A 26059-nucleotide genomic window follows, 5' to 3' on the forward strand; every position below is an offset into this window, starting at 1 on the left:
CAGCGGCGCGTGCATGCTGATCCGGCTCGCGACGCTAGAGCGTCTGCCCGTGCTCCCACGCCGGAGCGTGGGAGCCAGACTGAGCAGCCTTGCCACGCCGCCCTTGCGCCCACGCGGGAGCATGGGAGCGAGGGAGCCAGCATGGGTGGGCCCGCCTCGCTCCGACGCTCCAGCGTCGGAGTGTCTGGCCGACGCTCCAGCGTCGCGTGGTGCGGGCACTGCCGCATCGCGACGCTGGAGCGTCCGCCCTTGCTCCCACGCGGGAGCGTTGGAGCGAGACTGAGCAGCAACGGCACAGCTCACACCCGAAACACCTTCATCACCTCATCGCCCAGATGGTTGATCACCTTGACGGCGATGCGCCCGGACGCGGGTTTGGGGAAGGGACGGGAGGTGTCGCTGTTGAGGCTGGCCCAGGCGTCCTCGTCGATCTCGGCGCGGAGCGTGGTCTTGAGCGCCTTGTAGGGATCGTTGGCGCCGAGGAAGTAGGCGTGGCGCACGAAGAAGCTCTCCTCGTTGTAGTCCGTGTCGATGAACCAGCAGGCGATGCCGTCGGGGCCGTCGGAGCGGACCTCGCCGCTCTGGGGGTGGAACACATCCACGCCGTTGATCTTGACCTGCACCAGGCCGTCGCCGGCATCCAGCACGTCGATGTCCGGCTCGCCGAAGATCACGAACAGGTTGCCCTTGCCGGTGTCGGCCAGCTCCGTGGCCATGTGCAGGTCGGCGTTCATGCGCGCCTTGAGGATCGGCAGGCGCCCGAGCTTGGACAGGTCCGCCGAGTGGGCGTCGTAGCTGAAGGCGCAAGCGATGAGCACGTCGAAGCCTGCGTCCGCGGCCTCGCGGGCCGCCTGCACCAGGTCCGGGCGCGACACGGTGCCGAACTCCGGGCCGATGAAGATCGCGGCCCGGCGTTCGACGCTGCCTGGTTCCGACGCTTCGGCGTCCCCTCGCCCCGACGCTCCAGCGTCCGAGTGTCGGGCAGACGCTCCAGCGTCGCGTGGCTCTGGCTCCGGCGCTGCCGCGCCGCGACGCTGGAGCGTCTGCCCTGGCTCCCACGCCGGAGCGTGGAAGCCAGGCGAGCCAGGCGCGTCCGGCGTGTCCGCGCCGGGCTCGGGGTAGCGCCCCTCGGCGCAGATCAGCTCGCCGGGCCAGGGGGTGAGGGACGTGAAGCGGATGCGGCCGTCCTTGTGCGCCTGCTGCACGCCGGCGGCGCGCAGGCTCTCCAGCATCAGCGCGGCAAAGTCCCGCGCCTCGCCGTAGCCGGGCTTGTCGTCCTCGATGCCGATCAGCTCGTCGTTCTCGTCCACGCCCAGCACCCGGTGCGGCGACAGGCTCTCCACCGTAAAGGGGCCGGCGACGCGCACGGTCTGGCGGTCCTCATAGGGCTTGTCGTACAGGTACTCGTAGTCCGCCTTGGCCGCGATGCTGGCGTCGATCTCGCGCTGGCGGGCGATGCGGGCGTGCCAGAAGTCGCCGAGCGGCGCGGCGGCGGACGCGGGCCAGTCCGCGGGGGCGTCGCGCGGCACCTCCCAATCCGTGAGCTGATGCGCCGGCACCACCTCGCCGCTCGGCATGGTGAAGGTCTCGGCGTCGGGCGCGTCGAAGCGCACCTGCTTGCCGGCCCGGCCGCCGGTGCCGACGGTGTAGGGCGTCGCGTGGCGGCGCAGCGCGGCGTTGAGGCGCTCCAGGGCCGATTGGACCTTGGGCTGCCAGTCCTCCCAGATCACATCGATCTCGGCGTTGTTGGCGATGGACTTCAGAGTGACGTGCGGCACGCGCTGGTAGACGAAGCCCTGGCGGATGTCGCCGCGAGTTGGCGCCGTCGAGGGCGCCGTGCGGGTCACCTCGGCCTCCTTCTGCTGCCCGGCGCGCGAGTCCGCGAGCAGGTAGTACGGATAGCGCGCCCCCATGATCCGCGCCCGCGCCAGCGCCAGCGCCACCCGGCTAGTGTCGATGGTGATCCAGCGCCGGCCCCATTGCTCCGCCACATAGGCCGTGGTGCCGGAGCCGCAGGTGGGGTCGAGAACGAGGTCGCCGGGGTCGGTGGTCATGAGCAGGCAGCGTTCGATAACTCCCTCAAGGGTATACACGATATAATTTGGCTTTACGCCGAAACCAGAAGCTCTTATTGAGTCCCAGTTGTTCGTCAACTGACGAAAAGGAAACGACTCATGATAGGCCTTCCTGCGCAAACTTGTGCCTACAGCAAACGCATGTCCGGAACGCAAGAACGTGCCTGCGATACCGCCGTATTCTACTGACCAATGTCTACCAGACGTTGGCCTAAATTGCCGGCCCTGAAACGATACGGGGCGACTTTCTCCCGCGCCTTGCGAGTCAGTTCCCTTGAGCCGAACGATTCTCCCATTAGGCACCGGTACAATACCCTGCTTTTGCCGAACCGTTAGGTCTAGGATATCGCCGGCATTGGTTTCGATACATACGTACCTTTCCAAAGGATTGTCTATCGCTTCTTTCTCCGCAAGCAGTTTTCGATATTTTGTTGTCGATGCGTCACGCCCATACCAAAGAATGTAGTCGGAGATACTTGGAAGATACTTCGGGGTACGCCCGCTAGTCTTGACGAAGAGTATCTGGGCGATGTGGTTCTCCTCTCCGAACAAGTCATCCAGCAACGCCCTTATTCTATGCACATTCTCATCCCCAATCTGCACAAACACCGACCCCGAGTCGGTCAGCAGATCGCGGGCGACGGTGAGCCGGTCGCGCAGGTAGGTGAGATAGGAATGGATGCCGTCGCGCCAGGTGTCGCGGAAGGCCTTCACCTGCTCCGGCTCGCGGGTGATGTGCGCGGTGTTGCCGTCCTTCACGTCGCGGCTGGTGGTGGACCACTGGAAGTTGGAGTTGAACTTGATGCCATAGGGCGGATCGATATAGATGCACTGCACCTTGCCCCGCAGCCCCTCCCGCTCCGCCAGCGACGCCATGACTTGCAGGCTGTCGCCCAGGATCATGCGGTTGGTCCAATGGGCATCGTGCCGATAGAACTCGGTCTTATCCACCTCCGCCGCAATGCCATTGAAGTCCGCAAACAGGTCCAACTGCTCCGGCACCGAGCGCGCCGCAAGCGCCTCGCTCCCACGCGGAAGCCGGGGAGCAAGGGCGGACGCTCCAGCGTCCCGGAGCCCGCTGCGGCGCACCAGATCATCAATCAGCACCTTCGGGTGAATCTTCTCCTGAATGAACAGCGGCGGCGCCTGCACCACGAGGTCGGACCAATCCTGCCGGTCTTTGCCGCGCCACACGAGCTGCGGGTCCAAGTCCGGATCGCGGGCGGCCTTCTCATCCGCGAGCCCGCCGCCGCCGCGGGGGTAACGCACCTCCTGCGGCTGCCGGTCCGCATCCGCCAGCACGGGCTGATACTCGGCGGTGGGGATGTTCGTGCGCCTGGCCTCGGCGTGCGTCAGCGCCTCGATGGTCTTCTGGTCTTTGTTCGCCATGTACTGTGCTCTTCCGTCATCGTTGCGGATGGTCTGGCGGACGCGACGCTGGAGCGTCGGTTAGTGCTCCCACGCTGGAGCGTGGGAGCCAGGCGTGGACGCTGGAGCGTGGGAGCCAGGAGCGGCCTCGCCTGGCCTCGGCGTGCGTCAGCGCCTCGATGGTCTTCTGGTCTTTGTTCGCCGTGTGCTGTGCTCTTTCGTCATCGTTGCGGATGGTCTGGCGGACGCGACGCTGGAGCGTCGGCTACTGCTCCCACGCTGGAGCGTGGGAGCCAGGCGTGGACGCTGGAGCGTGGGAGCCAGGAGCGGACTCGCCTGGCCTCGGCGTGCGTCAGCGCCTCGATGGTCTTCCGGTCTTTGTTCGCCACGTGCTGTGCTCTTTCCGTCATCGTTGCGGATGGTCCGGCAGACGCGACGCTGGAGCGTCGGCTACTGCTCCCACGCTGGAGCGTGGGAGCCAGGCGTGGACGCTGGAGCGTGGGAGCCAGGAATGCTGGACTTGCTGCCACGCTGGCGGGCGGGCGCCAGGATGCTGGACTCGCTCCCACGCGGAAGCCGGGGAGCAAGGGCCGACGCTCCAGCGTCCCGTGCGCGCGCGTCACCATTGCGTCGTAACCTCAATCAGCGCGTCTATGCCGGCATAATTGCGCGCGCTCGAATAGCGCCAATGCAGCGGGTCATCGACATAGCCGCGCTTGACTGGGTTGTTGTGGATGTATTCCAGCTTCTGTGTGGCCATGACGGTATCGGCGATCAGCTCGGGGTGGCTGCCCTCTTGCCAGACCTGGTGCTCGCGGTCGCGCTTATGGCGCAGCTTGTGGAAGGCGAGCAGATCAAGCACCGGTGATCTGCGGACAATGAGCCCGTCGATCATGCGCGCGGCAGTGAAGGACTTGAAGCTGGCCATGGTCTTGCCGATGGCGGGCGACTGGGCGAGCAGGTGGCAGTGGTTTTCCATGATGACGTAGCCGTAGAGGGTCATGTCGCCGTTGTGCTGCAGGTAGGTCAGGGCGTCGAGCAGGATGCGGGCGTTGGCGGGGTGGGAGAACAGCGGCAGCCATTGGACGATGGTGCAGGTGAGGAAGTGCGGGGCCGTGGGGTCGAGGATTTTGTAGCGGTCGCGGGCCATGTGCGGGGCCTCCATTCAATCGACGCTGGAGCGTCTGCCCGTGCTCCCACGCTGGAGCGTGGGAGCGAGGCGCGCCAGCGTGCCAGGCGCGCAATGCGGGCCGGGCTGGGCCGGGGTGGGCGTCGCGCCTCGCTCCGACGCTCCAGCGTCGGAGTGTCTGGCCGACGCTCCAGCGTCGCGGGCGCGCGTTCGGCGTCCGCGGTCAGTCTGCATCGTCCGTGCTCCCGGGGTGCAGCTTGTCCGCGAGCAGCGTGTCGAAGCTCTCGCGGACCTTCTCTTCCAGGCCCTCTTCCATCTCCCAGACATCGGTCATCTCGGCGAAGGCCCAGCGGCCGAAGCCGCCGTGGTTGTTGACGCCGGGAATCCAATAGGTGTCCATGGTGTCCTTCTTGGCCTTGGCGTCTTCGCCGCGGTAGCCCTTGACCTCGATGACCAGGTGCAGCAGGTCGTCCTCGCCGTGGCCGTCGTCGATGAGGGTGATGAAGTCCGGCAGGTAGCGGCGCATCTCGCTGCCCATGCGGTAGGGCACCTCAAAGCCGAGGTTATGGTTCTTGACGTAGGCGCGGACCTGCGGATGGCCCTCCAGCACGCGGCACAGCTCGCCCTCCCAGCCGCTGTCGAGCATGGCCCAGTTGATGTGGCAGCGGGCGGCGTCGGTCTCCCAGCGGTCTTCCTTGCTGGTGCTGAAGTTGACGTGGATGGTGGAGCCGGCGGGGTTGTACGGGTCCAGCACGGGCTTCACGGGGCGGCGATGGATCTCGGCGCGGGTGATGGCGGCCGTGATGCGCTCGCAGGCCATGTCGGCCAGCTCCTGGTACATCAACAGCGCCGGGAAGGTGCCGCCCTTGCAGTCGAGCCAGCCGTCGAGCCATTGCCGGGCGATGCGCTTCAACTGGCCGAAGAGCTGCAATTGCGGCGGCTCGCCGGGGTCGCGCCACTTGGTCAGGATCAGGTGCTTGGTGAGGTGCATCAGCAGCGTGGAGTGGCGGACTTGGTCCAGGTGCTTGAGGTCCAGATCCACGCTCTCGCCGATGATGCCGGCGTTGCGGGTGGTGGACGGACCGACGAGGTTCGGGGTCAGCACCAGCCGGGAGTCGTCGGTGAACCTGGCCTCCAGGCGCTGGTTGGGCAGCTCCACCCGGTAGCCGGCGACGCGCGGAAAGCGAATCTCCAGGTGGTCGCGCTCCGGGCGCATGGCCTTGACCTGGATGGTTTTGCGGGGCGGCTGCGGCGGCGCGACCGTAGGCTTGGCGGTGAAGTCGAACGGGATGCCGAGCACGTCGGCGTACTCGACGTTAAAGAGGTCGTCTTCGTTGAGATCGTAGGACTGGCGCCGGAGCGCCCGCCCGACCACCTGCTCGCACAGGAGCTGCGTGCCGAAGGCGCGCACGCCGAGCACGTGCGTGACGGTGTTGGCGTCCCAGCCCTCGGTGAGCATGGACACGGACACGACGCAGCGGATGGAGCCGCCGAGCCGGCCCGGCTTGCCGACGGTGTTCATGACCTCGCGCAGCAGGTCCTGGTCCGTCAGCTTGTCGGCGTCGGTGCGGTTGCCGGTGCGCTCGATGATCTCGCGACGGAAGCGCTCGATCTCGTCCTTGGCCGCAGCGTGGAAGGTCTTGTCCAGCCCCTCACCGGATTCGAGCTGCTCGCTGTCGATCAGCAGCGTACGCGGGCGCGGATAGGGGTTGCCGTGCTCGTCGAAGTTGCGAAACAGCGCCAGGCGGCCTTGCTCGAAGCGGGCGCTGCCGTCGTCCTGCTCGCGCTCGAAGCCGGCGATGTAGTCGTACACAAGCTTGGACGTGGAGGTGTTGTTGCAGACGAGGATGAAGCAGGGCGGCACATCGACGCCGGCCTCGCGCCACAGCTCGAAGGTCTTTTCGTAGTGGCCGTAGAGGGCTTCGAGCGCGGTCTGCAGCTCCACCGGGAGGCTGAGCGGGTCCAATTGGTTGGACTTGCCGCGGCCCTTCTTCGGCATCCGCGCACGGATGTGCTCCCAGAGGTTGCGGAATTTGGGCATCTCGCCCTCGGGCAGGTTGTCCGTCACCGGCACCCTGGGAAGCTTCACGATGCCGCACTCGATGGCGTCCATTAGCGAGAAGTCGCTCATGGTCCACGGAAACAGCGTGCCCTCCGCATAGCCGGAGCCGCGCAGGAAGAACGGCGTGGCGGAGAGGTCGATGACGCGGTTGAGGCCGAGCTTGCGCTGCACGGCCTCAAGGCCGCTGATCCAGAGCCGCGCGGCCTCGGCGTTTTTCTGGGCTTCTTTTCGGTCGTCGCCGGTGAGCTTGTCCTCGTCGCTCTGGTCCGCCGGCTTCTCGCGGTAGCAGTGGTGGGCCTCGTCGTTGAGCACCAGGATGCCCTTCAGGCCCATCAGCTCCGGGCACACGCGCTGGAGCATCTGGCCCTCGGTCTCCAGCGTATCGAGCGCCGGGCCGCGGCCTTGCAGCAGGGCGCGGTTGCCCTTGGCCAGCTCCAGGCGCTCGCGGCGCTTGAAGGCGTGGTAGTTGGTAATGACGATCTTGGCCCGTTCCAGCTCCGGCATCAGGTCGGTGGGCACCAGCTCACGGCTCGCGTAGTAGCTGTCGAGATCGTTCGGCAGCAGCACCCGCAGCCGGTCCTTGATGGTCAGGCCCGGCGCGACGATGAGAAATCCGCGGCTGAAACGCTTGCTGGTCTCGTAGCGAACGGCGTTGATGGTCTGCCAGGCGATGAGCATCGCCATGACCGTGGTCTTGCCGGCGCCGGTGGCGAGCTTGAGCGCGAGGCGCATGAGGCCGGGATTGGCCTCGGCGTTGGCGTTGTCGAGGTGCGCCAGGTAGCGTTGCCGCACCTTGCCCAGCTTTGGCGCCACTTCGATCAACCAGATGGCTGTCTCAACCGCCTCGATCTGGCAGAAGAAGGGCCGGATGCCGGTGAAGTCGTCCTGGCGCCAGCGTTTAAGCAGCCTGGCGGTCTCCGGCGTGACCTTCCATTCGGCCTCCGGCAGCAGACGCCAACGGTCCACGTGCTCGCGGACTTCGTTCAAGATCGCGGTGTGCGCGTAGCGCTGCGTTTCGCCGGAAAGCTCCTCGACCTCATCCAGCGCGAGGCCCTGCTGTCGGGGCTTCGGCTTGCGCTTCTTCGGCTTCGGGATCGGCGTGATGAACTCAGCCGGGCGCCGCGTGTTGATGATCTGCTGCGTCGGCTGGCCCTGCGGGTCCAGCTCCCAATGCCGACTCGGACACGCGTAGGGCGAGTTGAGTATCGGCCGCTCGAAGAATGGGTTGTCCAAGCTCCCTCCCGTGCGTCTTGCCTAGGCGGACCGCTCCGGCTCTGCACACGGCAAAGCAGCCGGCGCGTCCGCGCCAAGGGCATTTGTGCACGAACACCCCTGGTCAGCGCAAGCCCTACCCGGTAATCGGGTTCAATCCTGCGCGCCCGCTCGACGTCGACAGGATTCGCAGGCTGCGCGAGGGGATCGGACTCTCTACTCCCGGTCGCTTGTTCGGGAACCGGTGATCGACCAGCACGCAACGCGTCGAGCGGCCGCAGCACGGGCGATCAATGGCGCTCGGTCATCCCAGTGCGTCAGCGGTTGGACGCACGAAGCTGGTCGAGGTAGCCCAAGATAGGCTCGATGACGGGCTTGAGCTTGCGTCGCATCAGACTGCCGAGTGTGGTCGGGTCGCTCAGCACCGGGCGAATCACGCTGTAGCCGACGCCGGACAGTACCCGCATCGCGACGAGATCCGCGCGCGCCTGCGGCAGGGTAGCGAGCACGGACCGCACGGCATCAGGCGCGGTGGCAGTGTCGGCGAAGGCCTCGGCCTCGGCGATGAGGTCGGGCAGCGCCATGCTCGGGTGACCCTCAGGGCGCAGGTCCGCAAAATACGCCCGCAGACAGTCGAAGGCGGCCGTCACGACATCCTGGTTCGGCGGCTTGTCCAACACGGTCGCGACCGTGCGCAGCCAGGTCTGCCCCTGACCGGACAGCACGCGGGCGAGCAGCGCGGCGATGGGGTTGCCGGCGGCGCGAAGGCCCGCCAGGCCCGTTTCGACGGCGGCGAGATCGACGCGTGCCGGCAGCGGCTGCGGCAGATCATCGGGCAGCGCCCGCAGAAAGCCGACCAAGTAGGCCTGCTTGCGGGCGGACTTGCTCCAGAGGTCCTGCACCTGCGCGGGCGTGAGCAGCCCGGGCTTGAGAACGAGCCGCACCGAGTCGGTCTGCGCGTCCGTCTCGGTCTCGAAGGGCAGGTAGTCGAGCACGTAGGCCGCGAGCACGGGTCCCATGGCGCTGGCGACGATCGTCGGGTTCTCCAACATGCGTCGGGCGTTGTCGGCGTCCTCCATGGCCCACCAGGCACGGCGGGCGAGCTCCTCGGTGAGGCCGGGCGAGCCCACCGCGGCCACCACCGCTTCCGGCTCGCCGAGCATCAGAAGCTGCTCCAGGCTCTCGTCGCGCATCTGGCCCATGCGCGTCCAGCGCTTGAGATAGACGGGATAGCCGCCGGGCGAGCCCAGGATGTGGCCCGAGATCAGCTCGCGCACGGCACGCAGGTACTGCTCCGGGCGGCCGGTGGGCTTGAGCTCGACCTTGGCCTCGCCCTTGTCCGTGAGTCCGCAGACGACCAGCTTCGACTCGTCGATGCGGATCGCCTTCGGCTTGCTCGCGAGCAGCACGTTGAGCCGGAAGTTGTCTTCGCTGGCCAATTCCATGTTCAGGTGCTAGGTGCTAGGTGCTAGGTGCTAGGAAGATGGGGTGGGCTCCTAGCCCCTAGCCCCTAGCCCCTAGCCCCTCATCCAGCAGGCGGCTTGTAGTGCGGGTCTTTCGGGTTCAGGAACACGAAGTGGAGCTTGCCCGGCTCGACCTCGGCATAGTCCATGGTCGCCTGGTCGAGCAGCGGCACGTCCTCCGGCGACATGACGATGTCGACGCCTTCGCTCTGGAAGCGGATGTCGTCGTCGGAGATGGAGTCCTCGAACCCCATGCGGTACTCAATGGCGCCGTCTGGCTTCTGCTCGGCGGCGAGGCGCAGCGACAAGCCTTCGGCATTGCCTTGCTTCGCCGCCTTCAGCACTTGCTCGGCCGCAGCCGGGGTCAACTTGAACATGCGTCTCTTCCCACTGCTGTCTGCTTGGCCGGCGGGTCTGGGTGCCGGCCCAATTCACGCGAAATCATAACGCGCCAACGCCCGCGGCGTCGCCCCGCGGGGTCAGTGCAGCCCCCGCCGGCGCGGCTCAGAGCCCGCCGCGGATGTGGGCGAGAAAGCGCTCCGTCCACGCAACGCCGCCCACCGAGCGCAGGTGCGCATAGCTCGCGAGCAGGTTCTGCTGCACGATGCCGTCGTGCCGCCCGTCGATGCCCTGCCCGCGCAGCACGCGGTAGGCGTAGGTCCAGTCCGGGTCCGGCGCGACGATGGCGGAGTGGTGAAACTCATGCGCGCGGATCTCGCCACCATGGGGGTGCTGCGCGCGCGGCCACGGAAAGGCCTCGGTCTCGGCGAGCCGCACATAGCCGCGGCCCTGCGGGCGCGCGTGCATCGCGACGTCGGCGTTCAGCACGCCGCACATGCGTGCGCGCCGGCCGTGCCAGTGCAGATGCTCGACAAGGTACATGAGCCCGCCGCACTCGGCGTAGGCAGGCCCGCCGGCGCGGATGAAGTCGCGCACGGCGGCGCGCATGGACGCGTTGGCTTCGAGCGCATCCATGCGCATCTCCGGAAAGCCGCCGCCGATGAGGAGCGCGTCCACTGCGGGCAGATCAGCATCGTGTACCGGGCTGAAGGGCACCAGCTCCGCACCGCCGCGCTCGAGGCCCGCCAAGTCGTCGGGGTAGTAGAACCCAAAGGCGTCGTCCCGGGCGATGCCGATGCGCACCCGGGGCGCCGTGCTGATCGCCTCCGGCCACACCGCACCCGGCAGCCCGGGTGTCGGCACCGCGGCGGCGATGTCAGCGAGGCGCGGCAGGTCCAGGTGCTCGGCGACGATGCCGGCGATGCGCTGCACGGTCTGCTCGGCGGCGTCGGCCTCGTTGCTCGGCATCAGGCCGAGATGGCGCTCCTCGATGCCGAGCTCGTCCAGGCGCGGCACGGCGCCGAGCACGGGCAGGTCCGTATAGTGCTCGATGACGCGGCGCAGGTTGCTCTCATGCCGCGCGCCGCCGACCTTGTTGAGAATGACGCCGGCCAGATCGAGCGCCGGGTCGAAGGCGCGAAACCCGAGCAGCACCGGCGCGACGCCGCGGCCCATGCCCTTCACGTCCACAACCAGCACCAGGGGGGCGCCGAGCAGCTTCGCGAGCTCGGCGTTGCTGTGCGCCCCATGGAGGTCGATGCTGTCGAAGAGGCCGACGTTGCCCTCGATGAGGCCCAAATCCGCCCCGGCGAGCGCGCGGGCGAAGGCGCCGCGGATCTCATCCGCCGGGGTGGTGTGATAGTCGAGATTGAGGCAGGCACGACCGGCGGCCTGGCTCAGCCAGAGCGGGTCGATGTAGTCCGGCCCTTTCTTGAAGGGCTGCACGCGGTGCCCGCGGTCGCGAAACGCGCGGGTCAGGCCGATGCTGAGCGTCGTCTTGCCGGAGGACTTGCGGGTCGCGGCGAGGTACAGGTGCGGCATAACGGCGGCTGCGGGCTGGCTGCGCTCAGGCGCCCGCGCCGTTCTGGCACGGACGCGCACCCGCGTACAGCACGGGACGTGGCGTACCGCACCGCAGCGGCTGGGCTGACAGGCGGCTCAAGCCGGCCTCAGGCGGCGGACGCGGTGAGGCCGTCCATCTCCTTGTCGGACAAGGACTCCGGCAGGAACTGCAGCACGCGGATGCCGACGGAGACGATCAGCATCGCCACCGCGACGCCGCCGATGCCGAGCAAGAGCTCCGGCAGGCTCGGCACGTAGGGCGCGACGGTGCCGCCGATGTCCCCGGGCTCGCCGAAGGCGAGCACGGTCTTGCCCGGGAACATCTCCAGCGGGTACGCCTGGCTGCCGATGATGACGACGTACAGCGCGGCAAGACCCCCGGCGATGACCAGCGCGCAGGCGCCGGCGATCCAGTTCGGCTCCTTGCCGAGCCGCGGGTGGTACACGATGCCCAAGGGCAGCAGGCCGCCGATCAGCACCCAGCCGCCCCAGAACAGCAGCGTGTAGATGCCGCCGCTGAGCAGGATGAAGTGCTCGAAGTCCGCGTCCTTGGCCCCGTAGAGGTTGGTCAGGTGGTAGATCAGCGTGAAGTAGAGCACCGCACCGATGAACAGCCCGAGCAGATCCTTGAGCCGCTTCAGCAGCTTGGGGCCGATGGGACGGCCGTCCCAAGCAAAGCTCGACATCAGCACCAGCATGTAGGCGGCAAGGCCGTAGGCGAAGGACATGACGACGAACATCGGCGCCAGCACGGCCGTGTCGTAGGCGGTGCGCCCCACCAGGAACCCGAAAATGGACCCGGTGCCGGTGGTGAGCGCGAGCCGCCACAGAAAGGCGAAGATGCCCACCGGGCGCTGGAACTGGTTGCCCTTGCGCTCAGCCATGGTCCACAGGTAGCCGATGGTGATGGCGAGGAAGCCGGTGTACAGGAAGATGTTCCACGCGAAGATCGACGTGAAGTTGTACGTGGTCATCGCAACCACAAGCCGATCCGGCCGGCCGAGATCGAGCACCAGCACCAGCAGGCCGCCCACCAGCAAGCCCGCCGCCATCAGCCCGGACAGGCGCGCCAGCGGCTTGTACACGGGCTTGTCGAACACGGTGCCGATGGAGGCGACATTGAGCGCGCCGGAGGCGGCAAGGATCAGGAACACCGCGAAGACGTGCGGCAGGCCCCAGACCACCGAGTTGGTCATGCCCGTGACCCAATGCCCCTCATGCTCCATGTACAGCGCGGCGGCACCGCCGATGGCGATGACGGCGGCGAGGGCGGCAAGCAACCCCCAGTAACGCTCGGGTTGGATCAGCCATTCGCGGTAAACGATTCTCTTGGCCATCGTGGATCTCGGTGCTGCTGCCCGGGCGGCCCGTGCCGGCCGCGCGGCGGGTCGGGGGGATCGGAATCAGAGGCCCGCGTAACGGACGCCGGTGTTGAGCCCCAGGTCTTCACGGATCTGTCGGCTCGGCTGGCCGCGCAGGGCCTTGCGCAACGGGCTCGTCGGGTCCTTGATGTCGCCGAAGACGATGGCGTTGTGACCCAGGGCGGCGCAGGCATCTGCGCAGGCGGTGGAGTCCTGGCCGTCGTCACGGCGGTGCGCGCAGAGGTTGCAGCTCTCGACGCAACCCTTGCCGCGCGGGGCGCGGCTGAACTTTTCCTCCACCTGCTCGTGGATGAATGAGCGTGCCTTGTACGGGCAGGCCATCATGCAGTAGCGGCAGCCGATGCAGGTGTGGCGGTCCACCATGACGATGCCGTCGGCACGCTTGAACGACGCGCCGGTGGGGCAGACGTTGACGCAGGGCGGATGCTCGCAATGCTGGCACATCAGCGGCAGGTTGGTCACATGGCCGCTGACCTTGTCCTCAAGCTTGACCTTGCGCACCCACACTGACCGCTGGTTCTGCCATTTCGCGGCCGCCTGGCCATGCGGGCGCACCTGCAGATCGAGACCGTTCTCCTCGGCGCAGGCATCGACACAGGCACTGCAGCCTTCCGCGCACTTGCTCGTGTCGATGAAGAGGCCCCAGCGGTGGCGGTCGTCCACCGGCTCGGCGCGCGGCGCGGCGTCGGCGTCATCGGCGCCGGTCAGCGCACTCAGAGCCACGACTACGCCGACCCCGCCGGCACTCCCGGCGATACCGCCGGCGGCGACGCCGAGGAAGTGGCGACGGCCTTCGTTCAGTTGTTCGTCTCGGCTCATTGGTGTTCACCCTCTGCCGGCGCGGCGTAACCGACCCCCGCGGTGCGGGGTGGTCGTGCACCGGGCACGAGCTGCTGGTGGGCCGCCGCTGTCTCTTGGTTCCATCCCTCACCCTTCGGGATGGTCGCGTGACAGTCGAAACAATTCACCTTCACCGCGGCATAGTCGTGGCAGGCGGCGCAGAATTGCCCGTGCTCGTTGATCGCGATGGGCTCGTTGTTCTCATCATGGCCCGCGTGGCAAGCAACGCAGCCGATGAGGCTGTGCTTGGTGGAGCGGATACCGCCATACACGGTGGTGTCGCGCTGGTGCTTGATCACCTCCATGTGGTTGCGACGCATGTACTCGGTGGGCTCGACGCAGTTGCCGAGCGCCGCCGCCTTGGAGCTGTCGACGACGAAGTCGCCGACGCCCGTCGCCTGCACCGCGCCCACCAGGCCCAGCAGGAGGGCCGAGAGCAGGAGCGCACCGACGCGGGCACGCAGTGGCTGTGGCTGATTGTGTGTCATCGCTCTGTCCCGAGCGCCGATGGACCGGCGGTCCATCGAACGCTCGTGGTTGCTGGTTGCGCGGTGGTTACTCGCCAAGGCCCATCTTGATGTAGCCCGTGGGGCAGACGTCGGCGCAAATGTGGCAGCCGATGCACTTGGCATAGTCGGTGTCCACGTAGCGGCCGGTGGTTTTCTGATCCTTGTTGACGCGGAACACGGCATCCTGCGGGCAGAAGATCACGCAGTTGTCGCACTCAAAGCACATGCCGCAGCTCATGCAGCGCTTGGCCTCGGCGATGGCCTCGTCCGTGGTGTAGCCGATGACGCGCTCCTTGAAGTGGCCCAGCACCTCCTCGGCACTCGGCACCTCTTCCTTGCGCAGGTAGCGCGCCTCGTACTTGAAATGCCCGAGGAACAGCTCGTCGTGCGGAATGACCTCGGCGCCGGAGCGATCCTCGTAGTTGTGGATCGCGTAGTTGGCGTCGGAGGTGCCGCGCAGATCGCCGGACTCCTGCACCTTGAACTGCTCGGGCGCCAGGTGCGCCTCGGTCATCTTCTCCAGCAGGTTGAAGTGGTGCACGTCCACCTTCGGGCGCTTGCGCTGCTCGACCTGGTTCAGGTAAGCATCAATCGAGTCAACGGCGATCCAGGCCTGGCCGATGGCAGTGGTCAGCAGGTGCGGACGGATGATGTCGCCGGCGACGAAGTGGCCGGGCTTGTCCGGCACCTGATAGAACTTGTCGGAGTTCATCAGGCCGCGGCCGTTGTCGAAGTCCTCCAGGCCGGTGAGGTCGCCGCCCTGACCGATGGCGGAGACCACCAGATCGGCCTCGAGGACCCGCTCGGTGCCCTCCACCGCCGTCGGGCGCCCGTCCTTCATCTCGCAATCGGCGACCTTGAGGCCGATGGCGCGGCCGTTCTCGTTCTTGATGACCTCCAGCGGCATGACACCATCGAGGACCGTCACGCCCTCATGCAAGGCATCGTGCACCTCGTGCTCGGCGGCGGTCATCTTGTCGCGCGTGAACAGCGAGGTCAGCGTGACCTCGGCGCCTTCTGCGGCGGCCGTCATGGCGGTGTCGTGGGCGACATAGCCGTTGTGGATCACGGTCTCGGGCAGGTCGCTCTTGCCGCTCTTGGTGATGTGGCCGAGACGCCGCGCAACGGAGACGACGTCGATGGACGTGTCGCCACCGCCGACGCAGACGACCTTCTCGGCGGTGACCTTCATGCGGCCTTCGTTGAAGGCCTTCAGAAAGGCGACACCGGAGACGCAGTTCGGCGTGCCTTCCCAGCCGGGCACCGGCAGACCGCGGCCGGACTGGCAACCGATGGCCCACAGGATGGCGTCGTAGTCCTGCTCCAGTTGCTCCACGGTGACATCGGTGCCGACCTTGGTGTTCAGCTTGACCTCGATCTGGCCCATGTCGAGGATGCGGTTGATCTCGGCATCGAGCGCGTCGCGCGGCACGCGATAGCCCGGGATGCCGAAGCGGAACATGCCGCCCAAGCCGCTGAGGGCCTCGAAGATGGTGGCCGCGTGGCCCTTGCGCCGGAGCTGGTAGGCGGCCGCGAGGCCAGCCGGTCCGCCGCCAATGATGGCGATGCGCTTGCCGGTATCCTGCGGGGCCGGCGCGAACCTGTAGCCCTCGGCAATGGCCGTGTCGCCGATGAACTGCTCGACGGCATTGATGCCGACGAAGTCTTCGAGCTCGTTGCGGTTGCAGCCGTCTTGGCAGGGCGCCGGGCAGACCCGGCCCATCATGGACGGGAAGGGGTTCGCATCGGTGGAGCGGCGGAACGCGTACTCCTGCCAGGTCACGCCTTCCGGCGGCTGCTCCAGCCCGCGCACGATCTGCAGCCAGCCGCGGATGTCCTCACCGGACGGGCAACTGCCCTGGCAGGGCGGCGTCTTGTGGACGTAGGTCGGACACTTGTGGGAGGTATCCTGGACGAAGATTTGCTCGGTGAGCTTGTCCCACACGTTGTCGCCGTCCTCGAACCGACGCCAGGAAAGCTTGGTCATTTCGTCGCTGGAAGTTGCCATGGATAACGCTCCTTACGCTGCGAGCTGTCGCGCCCGCTTGTCGATGAGGTTCTGGTCGACGCGCCGTCGGCCGGTGTCGTTGAGCTGAAAGACTGCCTCCGCCGGGCCGCCGTCTTGCGGCGGCCGGCCCCGTTCAGGCGGCCTCGTCGGCGGTCTCCTCCGCGTCTTCATCGGATGTCTGCCCGGTCAGGATCAGGGCGTTGGACACCAACTGGTGCACGCTGACGATCTGATCCATATCCATGCCGTAGTACGGCAGCACCTTCGTGAACTGGCTTTTGCAGATGGCGCAGATGGCGGCCATGTGCGTGACGCCCTTTTCCTGAATGACGTTGTTCAGCGCCTCCACCCGGGGCTGCGCGCCCTTGACCCGGATCTCCATGAGGTCGTCGGTGAGCAGGCCGCCGCCGCCGCCGCAGCAGAAGGTGCGGTCGCGGATGGTGTCCTCGTCCATATCGTAGAAGTTGTTGCAGGTGGCGCGGATGATGGCGCGCGGGATGTCGAATTGCCCGCCGGGGCGATCGCCCATGCGCGACGCCCGGGCGACGTTGCACGAGTCGTGATAGGTCAGCACCATGTCGTCGTTCAGGCTCTTGTCGAAGTTCAGCTTGCCCTGCTGCATCAGGTCATAGGTGAATTCGCAGATGTGCTGCGGCACCGGGTAGCGCGGGTCCAGGAAGTCCCAGGGGCCAGCCAGCGTGTTCAAGAAGCTGTAGGCAACGCGCCAGGCATGGCCGCACTCGCCGAAAACGATGCGCTTGACGCCGAGCTTGATGGCGGCCTCGCGGATGCGCAGGGCCACGCGGCGCATGTTGTCGTAGGAGCCGATGAACATGCCGAAGTTGGCGGCCTCGGAGGCATAGCTGCTGAACGTCCAGGAGACGCCCGCCTCGTGCATGACCTTGCCGTAGCCGATGAGCCCGTCCACGTGCGGCTCCGCAAAGAAGTCCGCCGACGGGGTCACGAACAGGATATCGACGCCTTCCTGGTCCAGCGGATACTTCACCTCGACGCCAGTGTCGTCGAAGACGTCCTCCTCGAGACCCTCCAGCGTGTCGGCCAGCGCCGGCCCCGGCAGGCCTAGGTTGTTGCCGATCCTGTAGACCTTGGCGATGATCTCGTTGCAGTACTTCTGGCCGACGCCGATGTGATCCATGATCTCGCGCGCGGCCATGGAGATCTCGGCGGTGTCGATGCCGTACGGACAGAACACCGAGCAGCGCCGGCACTGCGAGCACTGGTGGAAGTAGCTGTACCAGTCGCTCAGCACTTCTTCGGTGAAGTCCTCGGCGCCCACCAGCTTCGGGAAGAACTTGCCCGCAAGCGTGAAATAGCGCCGGTAGACCTTGCGCATCAGGTCCTGGCGGCCAACAGGCATGTTCTTCGGGTCGTGGGTGCCGAGGTAATAGTGGCACTTGTCCGTGCAAGAGCCGCACTTGACGCAGGAGTCCAGGTACACCCGGAGCCCCCGATAGCGGCCGAGCAGGTCGCCCATCTTGTCGAGGGCCTTCTGCTGCCAGTCGTCAACGAGCTGCCCCGGGAAACCGAGCGGCGCCTGGAACTCCTCCTTCGATTTGAAGGGGGCGGAATGCGCCATCACGCCCGGCTCAATGGCCGGGATCTCCGGATACTGCTTGAGGACGGGTACTGCGAAATCAGCCTTAGCCATGGGTCATGAGTCTCCGAAAGCGGTAACGCGCGCAGCGGCGCCTCTCTCTTCTGACGGGAGGCGCCGATAACGGGCCTCGCTGGCTTCGTTTCGACAGTGGACGCAGTCGCCGGTGCCGGACGCGTCGAAGTTGTGCATCACTGCTGTTCCAGGCGCCGCGCCCAGGGGGCGATGTGCCGGCGCTCACGCGGGTTGTCGACCTGGTTGCGCGACGGGCTGAAAAAGAGCCCCGGCATATGCAACAGCTTGCTGTACGGAAAAATAATCATCAGTAGGGCGACGAGCAGCAGGTGGCCGAGCAACAGCGGATCCGCCGGTAAGGTCGAGAACTGCCCGACGTACAACCCCTGGAAGAACTCCTTCACGCGGATGACGTCGGTGTGCACGACGAAGCGCATCGACAGTCCCGAGAGTCCAATGGCGATCAAGAGCGCTAGGATCAGATGGTCGGACGGCGACGTGATGTAGCGCACCCGATCGACCAAGAAGCGACGCGCCCACAGCCCGGCAAGGCCGACCACCATCGCGATGCCGCCGTAGACGCCGAAGGGTTGGATGAACTGGATCGGCGCCCACACGGGATCGATGAAGTAGCGTAGGTGCCGCAGGGTCACCAGGAACAGGCCGAAATGGAATATCCAGCCAAAGATCCAAATCCACTTGTTGCCGCGGAACAGGCTCTCGAAGAAGACCACCTCACGCGTGATGCGGAAGGCGACACCCGCGCGTGTCGTCGGCGCAGGCGTCGTCGGGATCTTCAACGGCGCCGGGGTGCGCGCGTACTGAAAGACCTTCGCCGCCAGCCCCGCCACCAGCACGAACGCCGCGAAATAGAACAGATAGGCGTAGAGCGTGGAGATGTAGGTCATGGCGACATTGCCTCTGTGGTGTTCTCTATGGCGTTCGTTATCGGGGCCGGACGCTCAGGGCGTCGGCCGGCGGCAGGTCCGCGGACCGCGCGCGAGTACGGCTGCCGGTGGCGTCACGCGCGGCGCCTCGAACCGCCGGTCCCTTGACGGGACCGACAGCGCACGGCTTCGCTCGGACGCAGCCGATCGGCTTTGGTCAGACGCCGGCGGGCTTTGGTCAGACGCAGCCGGTGGGCTTGCTCAGACGCAGCCGGTGGGCTTGCTCAGACGCAGCCGGTGGGCTTGCTCAGACGCAGCCGGTGGGCTTTGGCAGCCCCGCGTAACGGCAAGCCTGCTTGGCCGGACCGTAGGGGAACAGGCCGTACAGGTACTTGCTGTTGCCCTTGTCCTTACCGAACTTCTTGCCGACCGCCTTGGTCAGCACGCGCACGGCGGGAGCGATCTGATACTCCTCGTAGTAGTCGCGCAGGTAGTTGATGATGTCCCAGTGCTCGTCGGTGAGCTCTAGGTCGTCTTCCTTGGACATCACCTCGGCAACGCCGGGCTCCCAGGCGTTGATGTCGGAGAGGTAGCCCTCCTCGTCGGTCTCGAAGGTCTTACCGTTGACTTCGATTGGCATCTCGTTGCTCCTATAGGGTTGCTGAAATTAGGGTTGCTGGCATTACAGCCAGGCCTGGACCTTGTCGTGCTCCGCGGCGAGATCCACGAAGCCCGCGTAGTCCACGACATTGATGCCGTCGATGACGCGATCCTCGGTGAAGCCCCGGGCCAGCAGATCGGGTCCAAGCACGAACAGCTTGACGGAATCGAGCGCTTGTTTCACGCGATCTTCGACGGCGGTGCCCTTGGTCGCGGCGTACACGCCGTCTTCGATCAGCAGCACGCCGGCCCCGGCCGTGGCGTGGGCCAGGCAAACATCCAGGGACGGCTTCTCGAAGGGCGACTTGTTGACGGTGTGAAGCGTACTCATCGGTGTCCTCGCTCAGGCCGATGTCAGAAGCTGAAGACGACGTCGGCGTCGTCCATGATCGCGGCCATCTCGGCGCGGGAGACGAGCTTGATCGAGTCCTTCTCGGCGTAGTCCTCGTCCTCGTCCTCCCAGACCAGATGCTGGAGGTCGTCGAGGGTCAAGCCGCGCTCGTCGAGGGACTCCTGCTCCACGAAGATCTTCTTGACCTCGTAGTCGCCCAGGGCCGCGTAGGTCGGCGAGAAGTTCTTCATGCCGATGCCGGCGGTGTCCTGGCCCTTGGTGAGCTGGTAGACGCCGTCATCGACGAAGGCGAGGCTCACGTCCTGGTCGAAGGCGGCGCCGATGAGCACGACCTCCAGGGATTCCCACGCGTAGATGGTCCCGTAGGGTGCCTTGCGATTGAGATACAGAAAATTCTTGATGGTTTCCGACATGACCTTATCCCCCGCCGCTCAGTCGCCGAAGACGACCAGACGGTCCGCTTGAATGGCCGCCTCGACCAACTGGCCGAGCCCGGAGATGCGAAAGCGCGGGTGGATGTTGGTCGCATCCTTGCCGTTGCGCTGCATCTCACCCTCGTCGGCGACGCCGCGGCGCTGAGCGGCAGCGACGCAGACCACCATGTCGAGGTCGTGCTGCTCGGCCAGCTCGGCCCAGCGGTTGACCACGTTGCGGTCATCCTGCGGCGGCGTGGTGAGCCGCGACGCATTGTTGACGCCATCGTGATAGAAAAACACGCGGAACACCTCGTGCCCCTTCTCCAGCGCGGCCTTCGTGAAGAAGTACGCCGAGTCGGAGGCCTGATGCTGGTACGGTCCTTCGTTGATTTGAATTGCAAATTTCATAGCGACCTCGCAGTGGCGGCGACTGCCGGCAGCGGACCCCCTCCGCTGCCGGCCGCCGCGAGCTTCAGGAAACGCCGCAGCGCCTCACAGCGCCTAGAAGCGGATGTACGACGAGCTGTTGAAGCTGGCCCGGGCGCCGCGCCAAGTGTCGATGTGATACTTGGTGAAGGGCAGCTCGACCTCTTCGAAGAAGCGCGGCCAGCCGATGCGCTCGATCCACTCGTTGACCCGCTCCCAGTCGCGCGCCCCTTCCTTGTAGGCCTTCAGGATGCGCTTGACGATGGCGGTCGCCTCGGGCCAGCGCGGCGGGTTGTTCGGGATGCCGGCGGCGACCAGCTTCTGGAAGGTCGGCTTGCCGCGAGCGTTGGAGTGGTTGCCGCCCACCCAGATGGCGAGCTTGGAGTGCTCGGCATCGTTGATCTGCATCGGCGGGCACGGCGGGTAGCAGGCGCCGCAGCAGATGCACTTGCGCTCATCGACTTCCAGCGACGGCTTGCCGTTGACCATGGCCGGGCGAATGGCCGCGACCGGGCAGCGGGCGACGACGGACGGGCGCTCGCAGACGTTTGCGACCAGATCGTGGTTGATCTTCGGCGGCTTGGTGTGCTGCACGTTGATGGCGATGTCGCCCTGGCCGCCGCAGTTGATCTGGCAGCAGGAGGTGGTGATGTGCACGCGGTTTGGCATATTCGCGTTGCGGAACTCGTCGATGAGCTCGTCCATCATCGACTTCACGACGCCGGAGGCATCGGTGCCGGGGATGTCGCAGTGCAGCCAGCCCTGGGTGTGGGAGATCATCGTGACGGAGTTCTGCGTGCCGCCGACGATGAAGCCGGCGTCTTCGAGCGCATCGATCAGCGGCTGCACGCGGGCACCGTCGGTGACCATGTACTCGATGTTCGAGCGCAGCGTGAAGTGCACGTAGCCGTCGGCGAGCTCATCGCCGATGTCGCACAGCTTACGCAGCGTGAAGACGTCGAGGATGCGCTGGGTGCCGGCCTTGACGGTCCAGATCTCGTCGCCGCTGTAGGCCACGTGACGCAGCACGCCGGGACGGGGATGATCGTGGTACTTCCATTGTCCGAAGTTCTTCCGCATCACCGGGTGCATGTACTGCCACGGATCGGGGCAGCCGCTCTCGACGGGCTCGCGCATGTCTTTGGCCATCGATGTTCCTCCAGTAAATCAGTAAACAGTTAGGTGCTGATCGACACTCGCGCAGCGAATCGGCGCGCGGCGCTCCTCCGGGGATGTCCTCCGGGGAGGAAAAGGCGCCGCGCGCCGAGGCCTGGGCCGGATCAGCCGGCCGCCTTCTCGGCCTGCTTCTCGAACCAGGCCTCCGCCGCCTCGTCCCAGCCGTCCATGCGGACGTAGGAGCTCTGGCGCGGATGGCTCAGCATGTTCGGGTCAGGATCGATGCCGATGCCGTCGAGGAAGTTGGCGAGACCGATACGCTCGATCATCTCGCCGCAGCGCTCGTGCTCGAGGCCGTTCTCGGCCCAGAAGTCGATGATGCCCTCGGCGAGCTCCACCATCTCTTCGTAGTCTTCCTCCGTGTCCAGCTTCTTGAACGGGACGATAACGGTGCCCATCAGGTCGCCGATCTTGAGCGTGCGCTTGCCGCCGATCAGGATAGTCACGCCCTTGTCGTCGCCGGGATGCAGCGCCTTCGGCATGACGTTCAGGCAGTGCATGCAGCGCACGCAGTCGCGGTTGTTGACGGCCAGCGTGTCGTCGTCGTTCAGCGACAGGGCCTGGGTCGGGCAGCGGGTGATGACGTTGTCGATGATGTACTGGCGGCCCCGCTCCTTGACGTAGGCCTGGACTTCTTCCTGGTCCACCTTCATGTCGTCGCGCCAGGTGCCGAGCACGGCGAAGTCGGAGCGCTCGATGGCGTTCTGGCAATCGTTGGCGCAGCCGGACACCTTGAACTTGAACTTGTAGGGCAGGGCCGGGCGGTGCACGTCGTCAACGAAGTTGTTGACCAGCATGCGATGCGCCTTCAGCTCGTTCGTGCAGGACATCTCGCAGCGGGCGGCACCGACGCAGGACATGGCGGTGCGCACGCAAGGGCCGGCGCCGCCCAAGTCCCAGCCGTACTCGTTGATCTCGTCGAAGAAGTGCTGCGTCGACTGGGTGTCGGCGCCGATAAACATGATGTTGCCGGTCTGGCCGTGGAAGGTGACCAGGCCCGAGCCGTGCTTTTCCCAGCTATCGGCGAGCTGGCGGAGCATGGCCGTGCTGTAGTGGTTGCCGGCCGGCGGCTGCACGCGCAGGGTGTGGAATTCTCTGGACTTCGGAAACGCCTTACCGACCTCCGAGAAGCGCGGGATGATGCCTCCGCCGTAGCCGTAGACCGACACGGTGCCGCCCTTCCAGTAGCCCTTGCGGGTTTCGTAGGAGTGCTCAAGCTGACCGAGGAGGTCGTTGGTCATCGCGTTGATGCGGGGGTCCGGATGCTCGTCGCGCAGCCGCTTGATGCCGGAGATGAAGCTCGGCCAGGGGCCGTCCTCCAGCTGATCGATCATCGGAGTGTGGTGCTTCTCGATCGTCATGTCGCTGAATCTCCCGTTGAGGTCGGTTCTATCGGTGCCCGGCGTCAGACAGCACGCCGCGGACTGCCGGACCGGTGTTCGGTAAGCGACGGGGTTTATAAGGCGCAAATGCCACCCCGCGTTCTGGGAAGGCACTATAGCCGGCACCGACAGCCACCGAAACTCCGCATTGGGGGTGGAAGACGACCCTGCGGTCTATCCCCTTGGGGATAGTTGACCGCAGCGCATTTTTTGCATTTGCAACAAGGCCGTAGCCGTCGCCTAGGCCCGCGACCAAGACGCGCGAGTCTAGCCAACCCCCCGGGGAATGTCAAATCTCGTTAATATAACCATGTACTAATACAGCCCGCCGCCACAGGGCTCCGCCGGCGCTGACCGCGCGTTGCATTCCCCCCGCCGCGTCGGCACATAGCCGGCCAGCGACAGCCGACACGCGGCGCCTGCGGAAGTTCCATGTGGCGTGCGGACCTTTAGCACGCCTCCCCTTGCCAAGGGCGATAGCGGGACAAACGTTCATTAACATCGGGGCAATCCGTGAGGGCGACGCCGGTTCGCCGCGGCCGGCAGCTCCGGCAGCCGCTGCCGCGTCGCGCGGCTTACCATCGCCGGGACACCGGCACGATTCCCAACCGAGGGTACGCAGCAGGCATGTTGAAGCTCAGCGAGATCCTGGTCTCACGCAAGGACATCGAAACCTTCCCGGCGCTTGAGGCGGCCGTGCAGGACGTGGCTCGCAGCGGCGAGCGCTTCTTCCGCATGGACGTGAAACCGCCATTTTCCGACACGCCCGAGAACTGGGAGGACCGCTTGGAGGCCGCGTTCAGCGGCCTGATCCGCTGAACGACGTGCGCCTTAGCGCCGTCCCAAGAGGTCCATCAGCAGCGATTGCCGGAGCGGGCTCCGCGCTCCGGGGCCACAGGCCAACCCATCAGGCGACATCCATGAAGGCTTACGAGATCACCCAACGCTTGGCCGATACCGCGGCCGACTCCATCGGCCATCAAGGGGCAGAGGAGGCGGCGCTTGAGTCGCATCTGCTCGCGTTGCAGGAGCAGTTCGACACGCTGAACCGCATCGGCGCCGATGAACGCCAACTCGCGGACATCAAGCTGCAGATGGGCCGCGCGCTGGTGGGCCTCGGCCGCGGCACGCAGGCGTGGCCGCTGGCGCGCGAGGCCTTCGACACCTTCATGGCGCTTGATCAATTCGAATTGGCGGCCGACTGCTGCGACGTGCTGTTCCGGGCCGAGCAGCCGGGGTCCCTCGCGGCCCTGGGCCAGGGCATCTGGCTCGCGGTCACCTGCCCCATCGACGTGGAGTTGGCGGTGGACCTGCTGAATCACATCATCGATGAAACGCCGGACGATGCCGACGGCGCCGCCGTGGCCGCCACCACCGCGCTTTTCCTCGCGGACCTGCGGGCGGAAGGTGTACAGCGCGAGAACCTGATCTTCTTCACGTCGCAGCTCCTGGCCAATGTCGCCCGGCGCCACAGCCACGTGGACAGTCAGGAAGCCTTCGACCTCTGGCGCGATCGGCTTGAGCTGCGCGAGCCGGACAAGTTCCTGGTGCGGTTGCGCAACGTCATCGACGTGCTGGTGCAGGACGACTGGTGGTTCCACCGCGACGCCATGCAGGCGCGGCTGCCGAGCTGACCCCGCCCGGCGAAGAACGACACAACTGACACACACTCAGGTTCCGCCAGCCCTTCGTCGAAATCGACATCGAAATTCTTACCTGCACCCACATTCGGCTCAAGCCGCGTCGATGTGCGAACCCCTTGTGGCGCGCGATGTCGCTCACCGGCGATAGCGATAGCGATAGACCGACGTTCGGTTCCGCCGCAACGAGTGTACCGTTTATTTTCGAATCTAAGGCATGACCATGTTCTGGCAGGACGACGAGGACACCCCCGAGATCACCATCCCCGACAACGTCGTGGACGTGCTGTTTGCTTTGCAGTGCCGCGAGATCCCCGTGGACCATTGCCACGCCCTGAGCACGGCACTGCTGGACGCCGCCCCCTGGCTCGACGAGCCGGGCTGCGGCATTCACAGCATCCATGTGGCGGGCTCGCAGAACGGCTGGGAGCGCCCGAGCCATGGCGTCGATCAGGCGCTGTTGCTGTCGCGGCGCACCAAGCTCTCGATCCGTGTACCGCGCGAGCGCGTCGAGCAACTGAGGGCGGCGCTCGAAGGCAAGACCTTCGATGTCGGCGGCGCCGCACTCGGCGTCGGCAGCGGCAAGCCGAAGGCGCTGAGCCAAGCGGCGACACTGTTCGCGCGCTATGTCGCCGGCCCCGCTGAGCTGGACGAGGAGGGCTTCCTGCGCTGGGCCGCCGAGGCACTGACCGCGCTGGACATTCGCATGCGCAAGGCGCTCTGCGGCAAGGCGACGGCGCTGGCGACACCGGCCGGCCCCCTCATCACCCGCAGCCTGATGCTCGCAAACCTGTCGGCGGAAGAATCGGTGCGGCTGCAGGAGCGCGGACTGGGCCCGCACCGGGTCATGGGCTGCGGGCTGTTCATCCCGCACAAGGGCATCGATGCGGTGCAAAAGCCCCAGTAGCGATCTCGCGCGGGTGACGTGCCCGCTCGATCTCACTAATATCAGCGATTCGTGATGTTGGCGATGCCAGCGGCACCGGCCCCGCGCCGGCGCAGCAGCCTCCGCCGGCACGCGCCCGAGCAAACCGATTGAACAAGAACGCGCCGGTACCCCAGCGGGGCGGCGATGACGAGAGGAAACCCCTTACATGGCAATCGAAGTCAACGGCAAGAGCATCGAGACCACCGGCAGCGGCTATCTCACCGATCCCAACGCCTGGGACGAAGACATCGCGAAGGTGATTGCAGATGCGGAGGGCATCGAGCTCACCGAGCAGCACTGGGACGTGATCAAGTACCTGCGCGATGAGTACCTGAACAACAACCAGAACCAGCCCATGGAGCGCCAGTTGCTGAAGGACATGGGCAAGCTCTGGGGCACCAAGCCCACGAGCAAGGACCTCTACAAGCTCTTCCCGCTAGCGCCCACCAAGCAGGGAACCAAGATCGCGGGCCTGCCCGAGGTGATGCGCAAGGGCGGCTACTGAGCCGTCGGGTCGCGCCACCCGGTGCGCGTCGATGAAGCCGGCCTTGTGCCGGCTTTTTTTGTGCCGGCACGACGCCCCAACCGGGCGGCGTCGGAACCCGAAGTAAG

22 protein-coding genes are annotated in these 26059 nt (G+C 66.2%); 4 read left to right on the top strand and 18 right to left on the bottom strand.

The genetic code is table 11. From position 1 onward, the window contains the following. Positions 1-299: 299 nt before the first annotated feature. From ML01_RS00475 to dsrA, 18 genes are all read right to left on the bottom strand, one after another. Positions 300-3464, bottom strand: a complete 3165-nt coding sequence (locus ML01_RS00475; protein ID WP_058553423.1) for a site-specific DNA-methyltransferase — start codon at positions 3462-3464, stop codon at positions 300-302. A 598-nt stretch (positions 3465-4062) separates the two neighbouring features. Continuing rightward, positions 4063-4593, bottom strand: a complete 531-nt coding sequence (locus tag ML01_RS00480) for a transposase (RefSeq protein WP_058553424.1) — start codon at positions 4591-4593, stop codon at positions 4063-4065. Between the two features lie 202 nt (positions 4594-4795). Continuing rightward, positions 4796-7867 carry a BPTD_3080 family restriction endonuclease gene (locus ML01_RS00485; protein WP_058553425.1) on the bottom strand — a complete coding sequence of 1024 codons (3072 nt, stop codon included), beginning with the start codon at positions 7865-7867 and terminating at the stop codon, positions 4796-4798. A 296-nt stretch (positions 7868-8163) separates the two neighbouring features. Continuing rightward, entirely contained in the window at positions 8164-9291 is a 1128-nt protein-coding gene (locus tag ML01_RS00490) for a hypothetical protein (RefSeq protein ID WP_058553426.1), read from the bottom strand. An 80-nt stretch (positions 9292-9371) separates the two neighbouring features. Continuing rightward, positions 9372-9686: an iron-sulfur cluster assembly accessory protein gene (locus ML01_RS00495; RefSeq protein ID WP_058553427.1), complete on the bottom strand. Its 315-nt coding sequence runs from the start codon at positions 9684-9686 to the stop codon at positions 9372-9374. Positions 9687-9813: 127 nt separating this feature from the next. After that, on the bottom strand, positions 9814-11190 hold the full coding sequence (locus ML01_RS00500) for a cobyrinate a,c-diamide synthase (protein WP_058553428.1): 1377 nt from the start codon (positions 11188-11190) through the stop codon (positions 9814-9816). A 128-nt stretch (positions 11191-11318) separates the two neighbouring features. Next, complete coding sequence (gene nrfD / locus ML01_RS00505) at positions 11319-12548, bottom strand: NrfD/PsrC family molybdoenzyme membrane anchor subunit (RefSeq protein ID WP_058553429.1); 1230 nt, start codon at positions 12546-12548, stop codon at positions 11319-11321. A 66-nt stretch (positions 12549-12614) separates the two neighbouring features. Beyond that, positions 12615-13412 (bottom strand): sulfate reduction electron transfer complex DsrMKJOP subunit DsrO, encoded by a 798-nt coding sequence (dsrO, locus tag ML01_RS00510; protein WP_058553430.1) that lies wholly within the window; start codon positions 13410-13412, stop codon positions 12615-12617. Next, positions 13409-13921, bottom strand: coding sequence for a hypothetical protein (locus tag ML01_RS00515; protein WP_082673802.1), 513 nt, complete (start codon positions 13919-13921; stop codon positions 13409-13411). Before ML01_RS00515 ends, dsrO begins: the two co-directional genes overlap by 4 nt. Positions 13922-13988: 67 nt before the next feature. Next, positions 13989-15950: an NAD(P)-binding protein gene (locus tag ML01_RS00520; protein WP_058553431.1), complete on the bottom strand. Its 1962-nt coding sequence runs from the start codon at positions 15948-15950 to the stop codon at positions 13989-13991. 133 nt (positions 15951-16083) lie between these two features. Continuing rightward, entirely contained in the window at positions 16084-17619 is a 1536-nt protein-coding gene (dsrK, locus tag ML01_RS00525; RefSeq protein ID WP_058553432.1) for a sulfate reduction electron transfer complex DsrMKJOP subunit DsrK, read from the bottom strand. Positions 17620-17756: 137 nt separating this feature from the next. Further along, positions 17757-18488 carry a respiratory nitrate reductase subunit gamma gene (locus ML01_RS00530; protein WP_058553433.1) on the bottom strand — a complete coding sequence of 244 codons (732 nt, stop codon included), beginning with the start codon at positions 18486-18488 and terminating at the stop codon, positions 17757-17759. Between the two features lie 286 nt (positions 18489-18774). Beyond that, positions 18775-19107, bottom strand: coding sequence for a TusE/DsrC/DsvC family sulfur relay protein (locus ML01_RS00535; RefSeq protein ID WP_058553434.1), 333 nt, complete (start codon positions 19105-19107; stop codon positions 18775-18777). Between the two features lie 42 nt (positions 19108-19149). Further along, positions 19150-19458, bottom strand: a complete 309-nt coding sequence (gene tusB, locus ML01_RS00540; RefSeq protein ID WP_058553435.1) for a sulfurtransferase complex subunit TusB — start codon at positions 19456-19458, stop codon at positions 19150-19152. A gap of 23 nt (positions 19459-19481) precedes the next feature. Further along, a complete protein-coding gene (gene tusC / locus ML01_RS00545) occupies positions 19482-19892 on the bottom strand; it encodes a sulfurtransferase complex subunit TusC (RefSeq protein WP_058553436.1) in 411 nt (136 codons plus the stop codon). A gap of 18 nt (positions 19893-19910) precedes the next feature. Next, the gene (tusD, locus tag ML01_RS00550; RefSeq protein WP_058553437.1) at positions 19911-20303 is read right to left on the bottom strand and encodes a sulfurtransferase complex subunit TusD; all 393 of its coding nucleotides are present in this window, start codon (positions 20301-20303) and stop codon (positions 19911-19913) included. Between the two features lie 93 nt (positions 20304-20396). Then, positions 20397-21470, bottom strand: coding sequence for a dissimilatory-type sulfite reductase subunit beta (gene dsrB / locus ML01_RS00555; RefSeq protein WP_058553438.1), 1074 nt, complete (start codon positions 21468-21470; stop codon positions 20397-20399). A gap of 131 nt (positions 21471-21601) precedes the next feature. After that, the gene (gene dsrA / locus ML01_RS00560) at positions 21602-22858 is read right to left on the bottom strand and encodes a dissimilatory-type sulfite reductase subunit alpha (RefSeq protein ID WP_058553439.1); all 1257 of its coding nucleotides are present in this window, start codon (positions 22856-22858) and stop codon (positions 21602-21604) included. A 648-nt stretch (positions 22859-23506) separates the two neighbouring features. On the opposite strand from dsrA, the gene ML01_RS00565 reads away from it, so the two are divergent. The 4 genes from ML01_RS00565 to ML01_RS00580 all read left to right on the top strand — a co-directional run bounded on the left by ML01_RS00565 (position 23507) and on the right by ML01_RS00580 (position 25952). Beyond that, positions 23507-23698 carry a hypothetical protein gene (locus ML01_RS00565; RefSeq protein WP_058553440.1) on the top strand — a complete coding sequence of 64 codons (192 nt, stop codon included), beginning with the start codon at positions 23507-23509 and terminating at the stop codon, positions 23696-23698. 101 nt (positions 23699-23799) lie between these two features. Further along, positions 23800-24513 carry a hypothetical protein gene (locus ML01_RS00570; RefSeq protein ID WP_058553441.1) on the top strand — a complete coding sequence of 238 codons (714 nt, stop codon included), beginning with the start codon at positions 23800-23802 and terminating at the stop codon, positions 24511-24513. Between the two features lie 229 nt (positions 24514-24742). Continuing rightward, complete coding sequence (gene cas6 / locus ML01_RS00575) at positions 24743-25426, top strand: type I-MYXAN CRISPR-associated protein Cas6/Cmx6 (protein ID WP_058553588.1); 684 nt, start codon at positions 24743-24745, stop codon at positions 25424-25426. A gap of 187 nt (positions 25427-25613) precedes the next feature. Continuing rightward, on the top strand, positions 25614-25952 hold the full coding sequence (locus ML01_RS00580) for a TusE/DsrC/DsvC family sulfur relay protein (RefSeq protein ID WP_058553442.1): 339 nt from the start codon (positions 25614-25616) through the stop codon (positions 25950-25952). The last annotated feature ends 107 nt before the right edge of the window (positions 25953-26059 follow it).

Origin of the sequence: Thiohalocapsa sp. ML1 (assembly GCF_001469165.1) — a bacterium.
In the GTDB taxonomy this organism is placed as follows: Bacteria; Pseudomonadota; Gammaproteobacteria; order Chromatiales; family Chromatiaceae; genus Thiohalocapsa.